This window comes from Aneurinibacillus soli (assembly GCF_002355375.1).
Classification (GTDB): Bacteria; Bacillota; Bacilli; order Aneurinibacillales; family Aneurinibacillaceae; genus Aneurinibacillus; species Aneurinibacillus soli.
In genome coordinates, this window is the sequence record NZ_AP017312.1 from 373,346 (window position 1) to 390,222 (window position 16,877).

General features: G+C 47.1%; 15 protein-coding genes and 1 pseudogene. 15 read left to right on the plus strand and 1 reads right to left on the minus strand.

Features of this window, described 5'->3' with window-relative positions; genetic code table 11:
* The first annotated feature begins 8 nt into the window (after positions 1–8).
* From CB4_RS02030 to rlmH, 11 genes are all read left to right on the plus strand, one after another.
* Positions 9–2,627 (plus strand): replicative DNA helicase, encoded by a 2,619-nt coding sequence (locus CB4_RS02030; RefSeq protein WP_096463355.1) that lies wholly within the window; start codon positions 9–11, stop codon positions 2,625–2,627.
* A 170-nt stretch (positions 2,628–2,797) separates the two neighbouring features.
* Entirely contained in the window at positions 2,798–4,087 is a 1,290-nt protein-coding gene (locus CB4_RS02035) for an adenylosuccinate synthase (protein ID WP_096463356.1), read from the plus strand.
* An 85-nt stretch (positions 4,088–4,172) separates the two neighbouring features.
* Complete coding sequence (locus tag CB4_RS02040; protein WP_231956117.1) at positions 4,173–4,853, plus strand: M23 family metallopeptidase; 681 nt, start codon at positions 4,173–4,175, stop codon at positions 4,851–4,853.
* A 120-nt stretch (positions 4,854–4,973) separates the two neighbouring features.
* Positions 4,974–5,693, plus strand: a complete 720-nt coding sequence (gene yycF / locus CB4_RS02045; protein ID WP_096463358.1) for a response regulator YycF — start codon at positions 4,974–4,976, stop codon at positions 5,691–5,693.
* Positions 5,690–7,504 carry an ATP-binding protein gene (locus CB4_RS02050; protein WP_096463359.1) on the plus strand — a complete coding sequence of 605 codons (1,815 nt, stop codon included), beginning with the start codon at positions 5,690–5,692 and terminating at the stop codon, positions 7,502–7,504. Before yycF ends, CB4_RS02050 begins: the two co-directional genes overlap by 4 nt.
* Positions 7,491–8,855 (plus strand): YycH family regulatory protein, encoded by a 1,365-nt coding sequence (locus tag CB4_RS02055; protein WP_096463360.1) that lies wholly within the window; start codon positions 7,491–7,493, stop codon positions 8,853–8,855. The genes CB4_RS02050 and CB4_RS02055 overlap by 14 nt, the downstream gene beginning before the upstream one ends.
* Positions 8,842–9,621: a two-component system regulatory protein YycI gene (locus CB4_RS02060; protein WP_096463361.1), complete on the plus strand. Its 780-nt coding sequence runs from the start codon at positions 8,842–8,844 to the stop codon at positions 9,619–9,621. The genes CB4_RS02055 and CB4_RS02060 overlap by 14 nt, the downstream gene beginning before the upstream one ends.
* A gap of 51 nt (positions 9,622–9,672) precedes the next feature.
* A complete protein-coding gene (locus tag CB4_RS02065; protein ID WP_096463362.1) occupies positions 9,673–10,470 on the plus strand; it encodes an MBL fold metallo-hydrolase in 798 nt (265 codons plus the stop codon).
* 26 nt (positions 10,471–10,496) lie between these two features.
* Positions 10,497–11,708, plus strand: a complete 1,212-nt coding sequence (locus tag CB4_RS02070; RefSeq protein ID WP_096463363.1) for a S1C family serine protease — start codon at positions 10,497–10,499, stop codon at positions 11,706–11,708.
* Between the two features lie 110 nt (positions 11,709–11,818).
* The gene (locus CB4_RS02075) at positions 11,819–12,034 is read left to right on the plus strand and encodes a CxxH/CxxC protein (protein ID WP_096463364.1); all 216 of its coding nucleotides are present in this window, start codon (positions 11,819–11,821) and stop codon (positions 12,032–12,034) included.
* Positions 12,035–12,298: 264 nt separating this feature from the next.
* Positions 12,299–12,778, plus strand: a complete 480-nt coding sequence (gene rlmH, locus CB4_RS02080; protein WP_096467590.1) for a 23S rRNA (pseudouridine(1915)-N(3))-methyltransferase RlmH — start codon at positions 12,299–12,301, stop codon at positions 12,776–12,778.
* 101 nt (positions 12,779–12,879) lie between these two features.
* Here the strand turns inward: rlmH and CB4_RS02085 are convergent, their stop codons facing one another.
* Positions 12,880–13,536, minus strand: coding sequence for a TetR/AcrR family transcriptional regulator (locus CB4_RS02085; protein ID WP_096463365.1), 657 nt, complete (start codon positions 13,534–13,536; stop codon positions 12,880–12,882).
* Positions 13,537–13,829: 293 nt separating this feature from the next.
* Between CB4_RS02085 and CB4_RS02090 the strand changes: the two genes are divergently transcribed.
* The 4 genes and pseudogenes from CB4_RS02090 (at position 13,830) to CB4_RS02100 (ending at position 16,869) form a co-directional block, all read left to right on the plus strand.
* Positions 13,830–14,675, plus strand: coding sequence for an SDR family NAD(P)-dependent oxidoreductase (locus CB4_RS02090; protein ID WP_096463366.1), 846 nt, complete (start codon positions 13,830–13,832; stop codon positions 14,673–14,675).
* A gap of 95 nt (positions 14,676–14,770) precedes the next feature.
* Positions 14,771–15,004: pseudogene (locus CB4_RS21375) on the plus strand (alcohol dehydrogenase catalytic domain-containing protein); the annotation flags it as partial.
* A gap of 117 nt (positions 15,005–15,121) precedes the next feature.
* On the plus strand, positions 15,122–15,685 hold the full coding sequence (locus CB4_RS21380; RefSeq protein WP_231956227.1) for a zinc-dependent alcohol dehydrogenase family protein: 564 nt from the start codon (positions 15,122–15,124) through the stop codon (positions 15,683–15,685).
* Positions 15,686–15,717: 32 nt separating this feature from the next.
* Positions 15,718–16,869 carry an SMP-30/gluconolactonase/LRE family protein gene (locus tag CB4_RS02100; RefSeq protein WP_096463368.1) on the plus strand — a complete coding sequence of 384 codons (1,152 nt, stop codon included), beginning with the start codon at positions 15,718–15,720 and terminating at the stop codon, positions 16,867–16,869.
* The last annotated feature ends 8 nt before the right edge of the window (positions 16,870–16,877 follow it).

Consider the following 16,877-nt stretch of genomic DNA (forward strand, 5'->3'; position numbering starts at 1 on the left):
GGATTCTGATGAGTGATATTTTCCTCGATCGTATTCCGCCCCAAAACATCGAGGCTGAACAAGCCGTTTTGGGGGCTATTTTTTTGGAGCGAGAAGCGTTAATTGCCGCGACTGATATTTTGGTGGCAGAAGATTTCTATCGGACATCACATCAGCGTATTTTTCAGGTAATGACCGATCTCGGAGAGCGGAATGAACCGGTTGATCTTGTAACGGTAACGGCAGAGCTGGAGAATCGCAAACAGCTTGATGAGGTGGGCAGCGTCTCGTATCTGACAGATCTGGCAACGTCTGTTCCAACTGCATCGAACATCGAATACTATGCCAAAATCGTGGAGGAGAAATCAACCCTTCGTCGATTGATCCGTGCTGCTACCAAAATCGTGACGGACGGGTATACAGGCGGAGAAGATATTCCGGCTCTCTTAGGCGATGCAGAACGGCACATCATGCAGATCGCACAGCGTCAGCGTACATCAAGCTTTATGCATATTAAAGACGTGCTCATGGATACGTATGAGTATATCGAGACGTTGTCCGAGAGCAAGGGAGAAATCACAGGTCTGCCGACAGGGTACCCAGACCTTGATAAGATGACAGCCGGTCTGAAGCCGTCTGAGCTGATTATTCTGGCGGCCCGTCCGGCAGTCGGAAAGACGGCATTTGCGCTGAATGTGGCACAAAATGTGGCAGCACGCGCCGGTGCGCCGGTAGCAATCTTTAGCCTGGAGATGTCGGCGACCCAACTGGTGCAACGGATGATTTGCGCGGAAGGAAATATTGACGCGCAGCGAATGCGGACAGGTTATTTTGCGGATGATGATTGGCATAAGCTAACGATGGCAATTGGTACGCTGGCCAGTGCACCGATCTATATTGATGATACGCCAGGGATTACGATTACGGATATTCGGTCGAAGTGCCGCCGCCTGAAATCAGAGGTAGGGCTCGGGTTGATTCTGATTGATTATCTACAGCTTATTACGGGGCGCAAGGGCGGCGGAGATAACCGCCAGCAGGAGATCTCCGAGATCTCGCGTACACTGAAGCTCATTGCCCGGGAGCTGGAGTGCCCGGTTATTGCCCTGTCACAGCTGAGCCGTGCGGTTGAGCAGCGCCAGGACAAGCGTCCGATGCTATCTGATATACGTGAGAGTGGATGCTTATCATACGATACTTTGCTAACCCGTGCGGACACAGGGGAACGCGTTCCTATCGGTTCGTTGGTTGGACAGGAAAATATCCCGGTATTGAGCATGAATGATGAGCTGAAGCTGGAAGTAGCTCATATTAGTAAGGTGTTCAGCAGTGGGTATAAGCAACTGTTTGAGCTACGAACAGCAAGCGGTCGTTCGATTAAAGCTTCAGCCAACCATCCGTTCTATACAGTGGAAGGCTGGAAAGCGGTAGAAGAGTTACAAGTTGGTGAACGGGTTAGTGTAGCACGTCAGCTCACGCTAGGACCTTCAAAAGAATTGAAAGATCAAATGAGTAAAGAAGAACTTGGACTTCTTGCACATTTGATTGGAGATGGTTGTGTGCTTGCACGTCAGCCTATTCATTACACAAGTGAAGACGAAGCTAATCTTTCTTATGTAGCAGAGGTGGCTGTACAGTTATTTGGTATTCAGTCACGGGTAGTGGAGCAAAGCACATGGAAGCATATTTATCTGCCTGCTCCGTATCGTTTAGCTCGTGGTAAGCGACATCCAATCACCCTGTGGTTTGAAGAGCTTGGTATATGGAACCTTCGTTCTTATGAGAAAATTATTCCAGATAAAGTATTTAAACAGTCTAGAGATTCTATAGGCTGGTTCCTGCATCACTTATGGGCTACAGATGGTTGTATTTATTTTAAGGAAGATCAGCAAGGTAAAATCTATTATGCAAGCAGCAGTCGGACACTGGCAGAGCAAGTCCAGCATTTGTTGTTGCGACTTAGTATTCTCAGTACAGTCCGCACTGTAAAACAAGGAAAGCATAGAGCAAATTATCATGTTGATATATCAGGAAAAGATATGCAGCTTGCTTTTATGGAACGGATCGGATGTTATGGAAAGCGTGGCGGAAACATTATTGATTTTTCAGCTGCTTTACATGGGAAGAAACGGAATCCTAACCGTGATGTTATTCCGAAAGAGGTATGGTCTTACGTAGCTTCTGTTAAGGATGAGTACGGACTTAGCTGGAGAAATGTGAGTAATGGTTTAGCTATGTCTTATTGCGGCTCAACTCTTTTCAAAAGTGGTGTTTCAAGGGAAAGGTTATCGAAGCTTTATAAAGTGATCCCGGACAAAAAGTTGAGTCATCTAGCTTCTTCTGATATTTACTGGGATGAAATCATTGAAATTGTTCCGCTAGAAGTGGAAGAAGTATTTGACGCGACAGTGCCAGGTAATCACAACTTTGTTGCAAATGATTTTATTGTTCATAACAGCATTGAACAGGATGCCGATATGGTGGCGTTCTTATACCGTGACGACTACTACGATAAAGAGACCGAGAAAAAGAACATTATCGAGGTTATCATCGGTAAGCAGCGGAGCGGTCCGACGGGGACGGTAGAGCTTGCGTTCCTCAAGGAGTACAACAAATTCGTAAGTCTGAGTCACCATGATGAACGGTAATGCATACATTCCATGAAAAATCCTTATCCTATGGGATAGGGATTTTTTATAGAGCACATATATTTATCGAACGAATATTGTTGAAAAATCTAGATTGTTCGGTTTTTATTGACACAGGAAGACCGGATTGCTAAACTTAGTATGTTAAAAAAGTAGGAGGTGCCCAACCAATGTCAACTGTAGTAGTTGTAGGTTCCCAATGGGGAGATGAAGGGAAAGGTAAAGTAACCGACTTTCTCGCGGAAAAAGCAGAAGTAGTGGCACGCTATCAGGGCGGAGACAACGCGGGTCATACTATTGTTTTTGGTGGGACTAAATATAAATTACATTTGATTCCTTCGGGGATTTTTTACAATGATAAAATTTGTGTAATCGGAAACGGAATGGTTGTAAATCCGAAATCGCTCCTTAAAGAGCTTGAATACTTACATGGCCACGGCGTAAGCACAGACAATCTGCGTATTAGCGACCGTGCGCATGTTATCATGCCATACCACATCAAAATTGACGGTGCGGAAGAAGCGAGCAAAGGTGACAACAAGATCGGTACAACGCTGAAAGGTATCGGACCGGCTTACATGGACAAGGCTGCCCGTATCGGTATTCGTATGGCCGATCTGATGGATAAAGCGGAGTTCGAGAAAAAACTGCGCCGCAACCTCGAAGAGAAAAACCGTCTGTTCGAAAAAGTATACGAAGTAGAAGGCTGCAACTTCGACGAAATCTTTGAAGAGTATCTTGGTTATGCGGATCAAATCCGCAAGTATGTAGCGGATACATCTGTTGTTCTAAACGATTCTATCGATGCCGGTAAACGTGTTCTGTTCGAAGGTGCACAGGGCGTTATGCTTGATATCGACCAGGGTACATTCCCATTCGTTACTTCATCAAATCCGGTAGCAGGCGGTGTCTGCATCGGTTCAGGTGTTGGCCCAACGAAAATTCATCACGTTGTCGGGGTAGCCAAAGCATACACAAGTCGTGTAGGTGATGGCCCGTTCCCGACAGAGCTTCATGACGAGATCGGTCACCATATCCGTGAAGTAGGTCGTGAATACGGCACAACAACAGGTCGTCCGCGCCGTGTAGGTTGGTTCGACAGCGTCGTTGTACGTCATGCACGCCGTGTAAGTGGAATTACCGCTCTGTCTCTGAACTCTGTGGACGTTCTGACAGGCCTTGAGACGGTTAAGATTTGTGCCGCTTATCGTTACAAAGGTGAAGTGATTGAGCACTACCCAGCGAACTTGAACATTCTTGCGGAATGTGAACCGGTATACGAAGAACTGCCGGGCTGGACAGAAGACATTACAAAATGCCGTGCGCTTGATGAACTGCCGGAAAATGCACGCCACTACATTGAGCGTGTGACACAGCTGACAGGTATTCCACTGTCAATGTTCTCCGTAGGTCCAGACCGTGACCAAACAAATATTGTTCGCAGTGTATACGCACTGTAGAATTATGATACCATCCTGCCTGTAATCGGGCAGGATGGTTTTATTTTTTGGTGAGAAATCATTTCTAAGGTATAATTTTTTTTCCATGACGCACAATAGACAAGTAGCAACGATCATGTGGGAGGTTATGATGTTACTTGAACGAATCGCGTCATGGAAGAAGAAAGAGTTCGAGGATGACGCGCTACAAAACGAACCTGGCTATTTCTTATACAGGCTGCTAACAGGTGCGGCTACAAGCGCTCTGCTGACAGTTGCATGCGGACAAATGCTTATAATGGCATGGCCCTATATAACGGATGCACCAAAACAGGACAAACAAGCTGTACATACAGAGCAGGTCGTCAAACAGAAAGAGCAAGTAGCATGGAGCGTGCGGGAAAAGCTGTCGCACGGCGATGGGCACTTTCTAATGCCAGCTCCGGGGCCGCTTAGCTCGCCGTTTGGCATGCGCTGGGGACGGATGCATCAGGGAATTGATATTGCGAGTCCGATTGGAACCCCGGTTAAAGCAGCCGATAATGGACGCGTCATTTTTGCGGGTGTGAAAACCGGGTATGGCAATTGTATGATCATCGACCATGGTAATGGATACGAGACTGTATACGGACATCTGGATGCGCTGGTTGCTTCAGAGGGGGACATCGTAGAGAAGAAAGAACTAATCGCTTATTCCGGCAATACAGGCCGCTCGACCGGTCCCCACCTTCATTTTGAAATCAGGGAGCACGGTGAACCGATTGATCCCATTCCTTTTTTGCAGTAGGATTGAGCAGGATAGAAAGCCGATGAGATAGGAGCATCGGCTTTTTCCCGTTCTTGTGTACATGATTAGGGCAGGAATTCATCTGTCGGGGTGGAAGAAAAGGAGGAGAGGTGAGAAGTAATGAAACAGAAAGTACTAGTAGTAGATGATGAACGTCCAATAGCAGACATTCTAAAATTCACACTGGAGAAGGAAGGGTATGATGTACGGTGTGCGTATGATGGCAATGAGGCACTTGAAATTGCTCATACGTATGCACCGGATATGATCCTACTTGATATTATGCTGCCGGGCAAAGATGGGATCGAAGTGTGCCGATTGATCCGGCAGACTTCTGATGTTCCAATCATTATGCTGACCGCAAAAGACAGTGAACTGGATAAAGTGCTTGGACTGGAACTTGGAGCTGACGACTATGTCACTAAGCCGTTCAGCAGTCGGGAGTTGCTCGCCCGTATTAAGGCGAATTTGCGCCGCCATACGAAAGTTATCAAACCAGAAGGAAGAGCAGAAGTAGACGAAGCGAGAGTCTCGGTTGGCACACTTATCATTGATACAAAATCATATACCGTAGAAAAACGCGGGCAACCCATTGAGATTACGCACCGCGAATTCGCACTGCTGCATTATCTAGCTCAGCATCTCGATCAAGTGCTGACGCGTGATCACCTGCTTCAGGCTGTCTGGGGTTTTGATTATTTTGGAGATGCAAGAACGGTTGACGTGACGATTCGGCGTCTGCGTGAAAAAATAGAGGATGATCCGAGTTCGCCTCACTACATCATCACGCGGCGCAGTCTTGGCTACATGATGCGCAACCCGGTAGAGGATGTGCGATGAAGCGGGTCGGTTTTTTTCAGACTGTGCAGTGGAAGGTAGTCATTTTGTATCTGCTGCTCATTTTGATTGCGATGCAGGTCATTGGTGCCTACTTCATTCGTACGGCTGAATCATACTATGTGAACAACTTTACTGAAACATTGAATACACAGGCTAATCTACTTGCTATGAACATCGAGAAATATCTTGAGGTAGATACAGTGCCGAGGGAAGATGTGGACAACTTGATCCGCAATCTGTTCGTGTTGCGTAACGCAGATGTGCAGTTGCTTGACCAGAATGGGATTGTACTGACGACAACAGAAGAAAACAAATCGTTCATCGGACAGAAAAATACACGTGCTGAAGTGAACATGGCACTGCTTGGCACACGAAGCGAATCCGTGCAGTATAATCCGGAGACTCATCAGCGTGTCAAAGTGCTAGCGCTGCCTATTAAAAAAGGAACAAAAATTCTTGGAGCTCTCTATCTTGTCGCTTCTATGGAAGAGATGTATCAGACGATGAGCCAGATTAACAAGATACTGGCGACCGGAACGGGAATAGCCCTCCTGCTTACTGCTGCGCTTGGCATTGTGCTCGCCCGGACCATTACAACACCCGTTAAAGAAATTACCCGGCAGGCGACCGCGATGGCAAATGGAGATTTTAATGGAAGTGTGCGAGTGTATTCAGAGGACGAGATTGGACAACTTGGTCAGACATTCAATCTCCTTACAAGTCGTCTCCGGCAAGCCATCGCCCAGAACGAAGCCGAGAAAGAAAAGCTTGCCTCCATTCTTACACATATGAGTGACGGGGTCATTGCGACAGACGGGGACTACAATGTCATGTTGATTAATCGTCCGGCTCAGCGTCTGCTTGGTGTCGACTATAAGACGACGATTGGACGAAGTTTGTATGAGGTGCTGTCCATTCCAGAAGATCAGGAAGAAGGAGATTCCTTTTTTCAACCGGCGGCTCCGGTCATTGTGGATATGAATGTTGAAGGGGAAGAACGGCTGATTCGCTTTAGTTTTAATATGCTCAAAAGCCATGAAGCAGATCGGAAGCCAGGTATTATTGCGGTGCTTCAGGACGTAACCGAGCAGGAAGAGCTAGAACGGGTCCGACAGGAATTTGTGGCCAACGTGTCGCATGAGTTGCGGACACCGCTCACAACCCTTAAGAGCTACTTAGAGGCGCTGGAGGAAGGTGCTATGCATGACCCGGCCATTGCCGGGCAATTCCTTCAGGTACTACTCAGTGAGACAGACAGGATGACGCGCCTGGTGAGTGATCTTCTGCAGCTTTCCCGGTACGATGCCCGGCAGCAATTGCTTGATATACGCCCAGTTGACGTATCGCAATTGCTGTACGATGTACGGGAGAGGTTTCGCATTCGTATTCGACAGGAGCGAATTGATCTGAACCTTGAGTTGCCCGGCAAAGGTCTTCCGTTTGTCCGTGCTGACCGTGACGCGGTCATTCAAGTTCTGGATAATTTGTTATCGAATGCGATGAAATACTCAAATGAAAATACAACAGTCACAGTCAGAGCGACACAGGAAGATAGTATGGTACGCATTGAAGTAGCGGATGAAGGCGTGGGAATTCGACAGCGAGATCTTACTCGCATTTTTGAACGCTTTTATCGTGTAGATAAGGCACGTAGCCGTAGCATGGGGGGGACGGGGCTCGGACTGTCTATTGCCCGGCAGATCGTATTGGCTCATGGTGGGACGATCGAGATTACGAGTGAATGGCAGAAAGGAACAAAAGTAAGCTTCACGCTTCCAATCGAGGAGGAGAGGGAACATGAAGCAACTTGAGAAGATCAAAACAGTCGTACTGGTTGTATTGATAGTCGTAAGCCTTCTACTATCGGGAATCTTGTGGAATACGATGCCGCATCTCGATAGCTTAAGTTCAGCAAATTACATAGCTCCTCAGCCGTTCGGACGAGCTTATGAAGCCGAAGAACTTGTGCAGCCAGCTTACGCACGAGTTCATACAGGCGATGGTAAACATTTTCAGGCGCGTGCTGATACGAACTTGTATAAGAAACTTGTGGTAAATATGAAGCAATGGAACGTGTATTCTTTTACCCCGATGTCATGGAACAAGGAAGACTGGGAGAGTATTGCGGGGAAAAAGCGCGGCATTGAACTGATCTACAGCGGTGATGTGCTTGAGGACACGTTAGGTGAACTGTTAACGATCCGGGGACAGGCTATCAGCGGGATTCTGTCTGCTAGCCGAATCTGGCTGTACAGTAATAAAGAGGACGGTACCGTACAGGTATTGTTTATCTCAGATAGTCGACAGCGTATCATCAGGGCTCGGATATCGCTCACAGCAACAGAACTGGAGGCGTATTTTCATCCCCCTTTGTTGGCTTCTCTGACTGAACAAATCGTATACCGTCCCTTTAGCGAGAAAACGGGGAATCCGGCTGTGTATGTGCCAAAAGATCAGCTGAAGATGTACCGTTATCGTTATTTCTACCAGCCCATTACTGCCCAGCAGATGCTATCCTTTTTGTTTACAGACGCAGGTCTGGCCCGGGAAGTAACGGAACGCGATGGAACACAAATCTATACGAATGGCAGCCAGACGGTCTCGATTCCTAAGCATCATACTTATTTAGTGTACCGCAATCCAATTCAGGTGCCTAAAGAAGCAGAGGAGGAGAATAACTTCAATGATTCACTTCATGCAGCAGTATCGTTTATGAACAAGCATGGTGGATGGCCGGGAACGTATCAGTTTGCTGGTGTGGATACAGCGTTGCCGGGCAAGAGCCGGGCAGCGGTATACCGATTTCGCCAGCATGTTGGTTCGTATCCGCTGTATAGTGAACATGATGGAGAAACCGTTGTGGTAATCGAGACAGCAGGAGATAGTGTAGCACAGGCACAGTATCCGATGCGCCAGCTCGATACGTACTTTGAACGAACTGCTACTCTGGTGATGAACGGTGGGGAAATTGCCCGGCAATTGGAACGGAAAGGGATACCGAAGGAGCAAGTCATAGGGATTGAACTGGCGATGTATGCGGGGAAACGGTATGACTTCATGGAGGTGACGCCGGTATGGGTGATTCAGCAAAGAAATAAGCCACCTCTGTATCTGGCTGCTGCTGTATCAGGTGGAAGAGGTGAAATCAATGGATTGGAGTAAAGCTAAAACGATTCTGATTCTAACGTTTTTGCTTCTGGATCTGTTCCTTGGCTATCAAATCATTCACAGCTACAACCGCGATCGCGCAGGGATGCCACAGGGAGAATTAATTCCTTCTAGTATGGAGGAATTACTACAGTCCCGTCATATAAAGCTAGCGGTAGACATTCCAGCTGGAACACCAGAAATGTACTACCTGTACGTAAGGTTTACGGGATTTACCGGACATATGGCAAAGCTTACCGGACAATCGGAAACAGAAAGTCAGGGAAACGGTGTGATCGTTACGTTTGATGGTCCGCTTCTCGTTCCTAATTCTGAGGATCGAATGGATTTGCTGAAGTTTATGGAACCGTATATCCCTTTTTCAAGTGATTATCTATATGATACTCGTTCTAGTAGCACGTACACTGCCCACTATGTTCAGACTTATCAGCGCTATCCGTTGTTCAGTGTGCCGATGGATATTCGTATGAAAGGAAGTCGGGTATTTGGCTACAGCCAGACGCATGTCCAGATTATTAGTCAAGGGAATGGCCGTCGGGTAATCCCGGCGCTGACAGCTGTTCGAACCCTACTGGATAATGGCTATATTCGTTATGGAGAATCGATCTCTGATATTTCGATTGGCTATTATGGTCATATGTATGATGCGGATATTCAGGTACTCGCTCCTGTCTGGCGCATCATTCATACGAACGGCATGCAGTATGTGAATGGAATTACTGGGGCGATCGAACAAATTCCGGTACTTGAAAAAAAGTAAAACATCCCTAATAATAATTGAGTATGAAAGAGGTAGGGAAGCGAGGAAGCTATGAAATTCAGTGTATTAGCCAGTGGAAGTACAGGGAATTCTTTTTATATTGAAGGGAAAAGCGGTAAAGTGTTGGTTGATGCCGGTTTAAGTGGCAAGCAGATCGAGAAGCTGCTTACAGAAGTAGGGGCCAATGCTTCGGAACTTGATGCGATTCTCATTACACATGAGCATTCTGACCATATTAAAGGAGTCGGGGTACTGGCACGTCGTTATCAGCTTCCGGTGTATGCGAACGCCAAAACGTGGGAACAACTGGACCGCCAGCTAGGAACGATTGCGGAAGATCAGCGCAAGATTATGGAAGCAGGAGAGACAATTGATTTTGGCACGATGAAAGCCGAATCATACGGTACATCACATGATGCGGCCGAGCCGATGGGATTTTGTTTTCATGAAGAGGATGCCAAAGTCAGCCTGACGACAGATCTTGGATATGTCAGTCAGCGTATTAAAGACACGGTGCGTGGATCAGATGCGTACATTTTCGAATCGAATCATGATGTTGAGATGCTACGCATGGGAAGTTATCCATGGAACACGAAGCGTCGTATTTTAAGCGATGTGGGTCATCTATCGAACGATACAGCCGGGGAAGCCCTAACCGAGATTTTGGAAGGCAGAGGGGAGACGGTGTACTTGGCGCATCTGAGCAAAGAAAACAATATGACAGAGCTGGCACGTCTGACTGTAAAAAACATTCTAGAGGAAAGTGGCCTTCAAGATGGAACTCATGTTCAACTGAAAGACACGTCTCCTATTCGACCGACTGCCATGCAGGAGATTATCCGTAAGTAAGAGTAAGTACAGAAAGGAGCAGTCATATGAGTTATTACGATGAGGAGCACAAAGATGCACGACGTACAGGCGGACGCGGTTCGACTTTTTTCACCGCTCTGATTTCTGCTATTATTGGTGGCCTGATCGTGTTAATGATGGTACCGACATTGCTTAAGTCCGGTTATCTACCCGGCTGGAGTTCACAGACACCAAATGGGGATAACGCGGCGGTTCCGTCAGGTCCGACGGCTAATTATTCAGTTAATGTAGATACGGCTGTTACGAAAGCTGTACAAAAAGTAGAAAATGCAGTTGTAGGTGTCATCAATATTCAAAGCACACAAAGCTTTTTCGGACAAGCACAAGAAGGAGAAGCGGGTACTGGTTCCGGTATTGTCTTCCGTAAGGCGAATGGTAAGGCGTATATCGTAACGAATAATCATGTGATTGAAGGAGCGCAGCGTGTACAAGTATCGCTTGCTACAGGAGAGAAGTACATTGATGCGCGTGTTGTGGGGCAGGATGCTTTAACCGATCTGGCAGTACTCGAGATTGATGGCTCCAAAGTGACGCAAGTAGCAGAGTTCGGGAATTCCTCTACATTAAAAGTCGGGGAGCCGGCAATTGCGATTGGGAATCCGCTTGGCTTGAAATTTTCTCGTACGGTTACAGAAGGGATTATTAGCTCGACTGAGCGTACAATGCCAGTTGATCTCAATGGAGATGGAGAACCGGAATACGAGACGAACGTATTACAGACAGATGCTGCCATTAACCCGGGTAACAGCGGAGGCGCTCTTGTGAATATTGCCGGGCAGGTTATCGGGATTAACAGCTTAAAAATCTCGAAAGCGGGTGTCGAAGGTCTAGGCTTCGCGATTCCGATTGACGATGCAAGCAAAATCATTGATGATTTGATTAAATACCATACCGTACAGCGCCCGCAACTGGGAATTATCCCGATTGACCTACAGGCAGTACCTACAGAAGCTCGGAAAGATCCACTTAAGCTTCCAGACTCAGTGGATAGTGGTGTTATCGTAAAAGAAACACCAGCGCTTCTTCCAGCAGATAAGAGTGGATTGAAGAAATACGATGTTATCGTAGCGCTTGATGGCCAGAAGATCGAAAATCAGGCACAGCTTCGCAAATATTTGTTTAAGAAGAATATAGGGGATACGGTGAGAGTAACTGTCTATCGCGATGGTAAGCAGCAAACGGTAAATGTAGTGTTGTCTAAGCAGCAGAATTCCTAAGAGAAACGAGTGCGGAAGGCGCGCGTCCATTCGCACTCGTTTTTGTGCTGTCTGGTGTATAGTTGGCAGGAACGTACGAAATAATGAGGATGAAAGCAGGAGGAATGAATATGTTAAGCGCGGAAAAAAAGCAGTATCTTGAAGAAGGCGGCCAGAATTTTATTGTATGTGATGAAGAGCATATGGAAATCGCGCTCGATGAATTTGTGGATGAGTTCGAAGAAGCACCGGATGTGGTATTGCTCGAACAGGAAGTATTCGACTCATGGAACAAGCCTGTAAGCTGTCGGTACTGTGGACAAAAGCCGAAGTACTTACTTGTATAAAATGGTTTTCCACAAAAGTAAACGGAGTATAGAGAAAATAACACTGTGGATTGTTGATAACTTGTGGGTAAAAGTCTATGGATTGCAGATTTTTCTTGTGAACAAATTCCCTTTGTTTTGCAAAATCCTGTAATATCAAGGCTTTTTATGAGGTGACGGGATATATATATTCACAAAACAAGGTTATGCACAGATGTGGATAACCTTGTTTTTTTCGGGGATAAGTATACGAAAAAGTTTGAAAAAGGTGGGGAGAAAAAAGTTATGCACATTGCCATTATATCAGTCGGTAAACTGAAAGAGAAATATTTGAAGCTGGGGATTGAGGAATACACGAAGCGGTTGTCTGCGTATGCAAAGGTTGATCTGGTGGAGGTAGCGGATGAGAAAGCACCGGAGAATCTGAGTGCGGCGGATATGGAGCGTGTAAAGCAGAAGGAAGGCGAGCGGATTCTGGCTGCGATGAAGCCGGATCAGCACGTAGTGGCGCTAGCGATTGACGGGGAGATGTGGTCGTCGGAGAAGCTCGCGCAGAAGCTGGACCAGTGGGCGACGTACGGGAAGAGTTCGGTTGCGTTTGTGATCGGCGGCTCGCTCGGATTGTCGGATGCGGTGATGAAGCGAGCGGATGAGAAGTTGTCGTTTTCGAAGATGACGTTTCCCCATCAGTTGATGCGGATGATTTTGCTGGAGCAGGTGTATCGAGGGTTTCGGATTAATCGGAATGAACCGTACCACAAATAGTGGTAAAGCAAAGAATTGAAGTAGAGATTAGCATTGAAGGTATCCTTGCAGTGTGAAAAAAGACAAGCTCTTCCCCTAAACCGGGAAGAGCTTGCCGTCTTTTAAGCTTTATCCGGCAATAACGAGCTGACAATTAAAGACAACGTTTGCCTGTATACCGCATGCGCCGATTGTACATCTCCTAAGTGTCCTCCCATGTAAAGATGAATGACGCCATGGAGCGAAGCCCAGAATACGCGGATAACTAATTCAGTGTCATACTGGCCAGGGATGAGACCTTGCTTTTGCGCATTGCTGATCACCGTCAATAATTGCCGCATGGCCGTTACGGTACCATTTAGGCTTTCCTCGTCCGGTTTGAAATCCGCGAATGCGCCTCCGAACATCAGTTTATAATAACTGGAGTAACGCTGCCCGAATTGCCAAAAGGCTTCGCCTAAATTCTGCAAATGCTGCGCCGGATCAGCAGCTTGCGGCGTCCCCTCGAATTCGTTAGCGAGAAGATTACAACCGTCCAGATACAGCTGCTGAGCCAGGCCCTCTTTATTGACAAACAAGTTATAAATGATTTTTGTCGAGCAACCCATTTTCTGCGATACTTTACGCACCGTAACGGCTTCCGGACCCTCTTCTTGCAAGAGCGTTGCCGCAGCGTCAACAACGAGCTTGCGGAGATTTTCAATATTTTGCAAGCGGGCTTCTTGGTAGGTTTTCAACACTCGTGAGTTCGCATTGGAGGAGATATCTTGATCGCTCATAATCATCACCTTCGGATATCAAGTTTTCGTCAGGAAACAAAGTTTCTGACGCTCTTGCAAGGAATTTTATACAGTTGTTAAGCGGTTGTCAATGAGACGGTAGATGTTCAAGGATATTCAAAGATCATATTGACTTTCTAGAAAAGCCGGGATACAATGAACCCGTTCAGAAACACTGTTACCAAATAGTATGATGATTATCATATTCCTTGAGAATCGGGAATAATTACTTCTGTTCATTAGGTAACACTGTTTCTATATTATAACATAGTATCTAGAAGGGGAGTAGCGATATGACGATTCAAGGTAAATGGGCGCTCATCACGGGAGCTTCTTCCGGTATTGGAGAGCAATTCGCGAGACAACTGGCCAAACAAGGCAGCCATTTAGTACTCGTAGCCCGATCGAAGGGCAAGCTTGAGAGCCTGGCATCAGAGCTCAGAAAGATGTATAGCATCAAAGCCGAGGTTATCGCTATGGATCTTGCGAAAGAGGGCGCACCCAGCGAGTTATATCAGCAATGTCGACTTTTGAAAGTGGATATCGAACTGCTGGTCAACAATGCAGGCTTTGCTACGCATGGTTTGTTTGAACAAGTGTCAGGCGAGCGTCAACATGAAGAAGTTATGCTCAATGTCGCCGCTGTTGTAGATATGACCCACTTGTTTTTGCCGGACATGTTGCGCAAAAGCTCAGGTACAGTTATCAATGTTGCTTCAACCGCCGGATTTCAACCACTTCCCTATATGGCCGTATATGGGGCAACGAAAGCTTTCGTCCTGTCGTTTACTCAAGCGTTATGGTTTGAAAACCGCAACCGCGGCATTAAATTCTTCGCACTTTGTCCCGGTTCGACGGACACGAGTTTCTTTAATGTCGTAGGAGCGGAAGAAGCCTCCGTCGGAAAGAAAGACACTCCGGAAAGAGTCGTAGAGGTTGCACTTCGTGCGTTGAAGGAAGGGAAAGTGTACGTCGTTCCGGGTGTGCAGAATTATCTCGGGGCGCAGTTATCGCGATTCATTACACGAAAACAAAGTCTTCGGCTTGTTGGAAGCATGATTCGTCCGCGTGAAGGATCCAGCAGCAATAATAAGAATCCGGGTAATCAATCTGATCTTGCAGGGAGGACAATTCGATGAAAGCTATACAGCTGAAAAACGGCTTCGGCTTCGAGGAATTAACCATAACGGAACTAGACATACCAACGCCAGGACCTAAGGAGGTACTGATCCGCATGAGGGCAGCGTCTCTCAATTACCGTGATCTAGTGGTCCTCAGCGGATTAATGCCGATCGAAGTCAAATTTCCCTTCATTCCATTATCAGACGGAGCGGGAGAAATTGTAGCCGTTGGCCAAGGAGTAACAAGGTTCCAGGTCGGACACCGAGTAGCGGGTAATTTTCAACAGCGATTCATTGCCGGCAGCCCAAGACCTGGGGTGTTAGAAGAAAGCCTGGGGGGGCCGTTGAACGGAATAGCGGCCGAGTATGTCGTTCTACATGAAGACGGAGTCGTCCCTATTCCCGATCACCTCACTTATGAGGAGGCCTCAACCTTACCGATCGCGGCATTAACCGCATGGAGCATGCTAATCGAATATGGCGGTTTGCAAGCGGGTGATACCGTGCTGCTGCAAGGAACGGGCGGGGTATCCATCTTCGGGCTTCAATTCTCGCTTATGGCCGGAGCACGAGCCATCATCACGTCGAGCAGCAACGCCAAGCTGGAACGAGCAAAAGCTCTTGGCGCATGGCAAACGATCAATTATTCGGAAGCTCCCGATTGGGATAAGGCGGCGTTAGAGTTGACTGGCTGCGGCGTCGATCATGTTCTGGATGTTGGAGGAGCGGCAACGATGGGGAAATCCATAAATGCGCTTCGCACTGGAGGGACCTTGAGTATGGTCGGGTTCTTATCGGGCTTGACCATTCCGGAATACGATGTCTCCAGCATTTTGCAGAAAGCCGCAACTGTTCGCGGCAGTCAAGTCGGCAACCGAGATCACTTCGAAAAGATGAATCGGGCGATTGCCCATCATCGTTTACATCCCGTCATCGACCATGTATTCCCGCTGGCCCGAATTGGAGAAGCATTCGCGCTCTTGGCTGAAGGAAAGCAATATTTCGGTAAAATCGTAGTCCAAATCTAAAATCTCGCTTATATGAAAAAGGAGACACACTAATGCCTAATACACAAGTTCGATCTGAAGGCGTGAATCGTCCTAAACGCTCACTACGTGCTAGGATATGCAGATGGGGGCTATCGCTGCTCGCGGTGCTCGTTCTAGGAATACTCGTTTTCTTGCTTGTACCTTCACCGATCAAACCGGCAAAATGGTCAGCACCGACGGCTCCCTCTTTTGAGGAAGCGGGTCCGTGGAAACAAAACAATAAACTCAGCTCGGCTCAGCTTGTGACTGATGCCCCTCAATTCCCTGAATTCATTACATTCGATAAAGAAGGTCAGCTATATACAGGAGATTCAGATGGGAAGATTTACAAGGTTCCTTTCGATGCAGAGGGAAATCCGCAAAAAGCCCAACTGTTTGCAGACACCAAAGGAACTCCTAATGGGCTTATATTCGATGCCAAAGGCGATTTGATCGTTACTGATGTCAAGAGGGGACTGCTGTCTATTAACCCATCCGGGAGCATAGAGGTATTGGCTGATCAAGTGGACGGTAAGCCGATCTATCTAGCTAACGAGCTTGATATTGCCAAGGACGGCTCCATTTATTTTTCTGATACTTCGAATTATGGTAGTGTGACCTTCAAAGAAATTGCCGAGAACAAGCCGCATGGACGTTTGCTGAAGTACGATCCAAAGACCAAGCAAACGACCGTCCTGTTAGAAGGCCTTTATTTTGCAAACGGAGTTGCCTTGTCTGCGGATGAAGATTTTGTGCTTGTGGCGGAATCGTATCATTATCAATTGACCAGATACTGGCTTAAAGGACCGAAGAAGGGTACATCTGATATTTTCGTAGACAATCTCGCAGGTTTTCCAGACAACATTACGCGTGATGATCAAGGTCATTTCTGGGTCGGTATCTTCACGACTCGCATTTCTTTTGTAGATCAGATGCATAGCAACCCTTGGTTAGCCAGTACCATGGCCAAATTGCCGGAGTCGCTGCTTAGCGGCGCAAGCGCACCGGCGAAGCATGGGCTTGCTATGGAGCTCAGCCCGCATGGAGAGCTTATCGGAAGCTGGCATGATCCGGAAGGCAAACTGTATGGCGTAACTACGGCTGTAAGCCATAACGGATATTTATATATAGGAACGGCACCGGGAGGCAGCAAGGGTGTTCATCGCGTGCTTTTAACAAAATAATGTTGGAA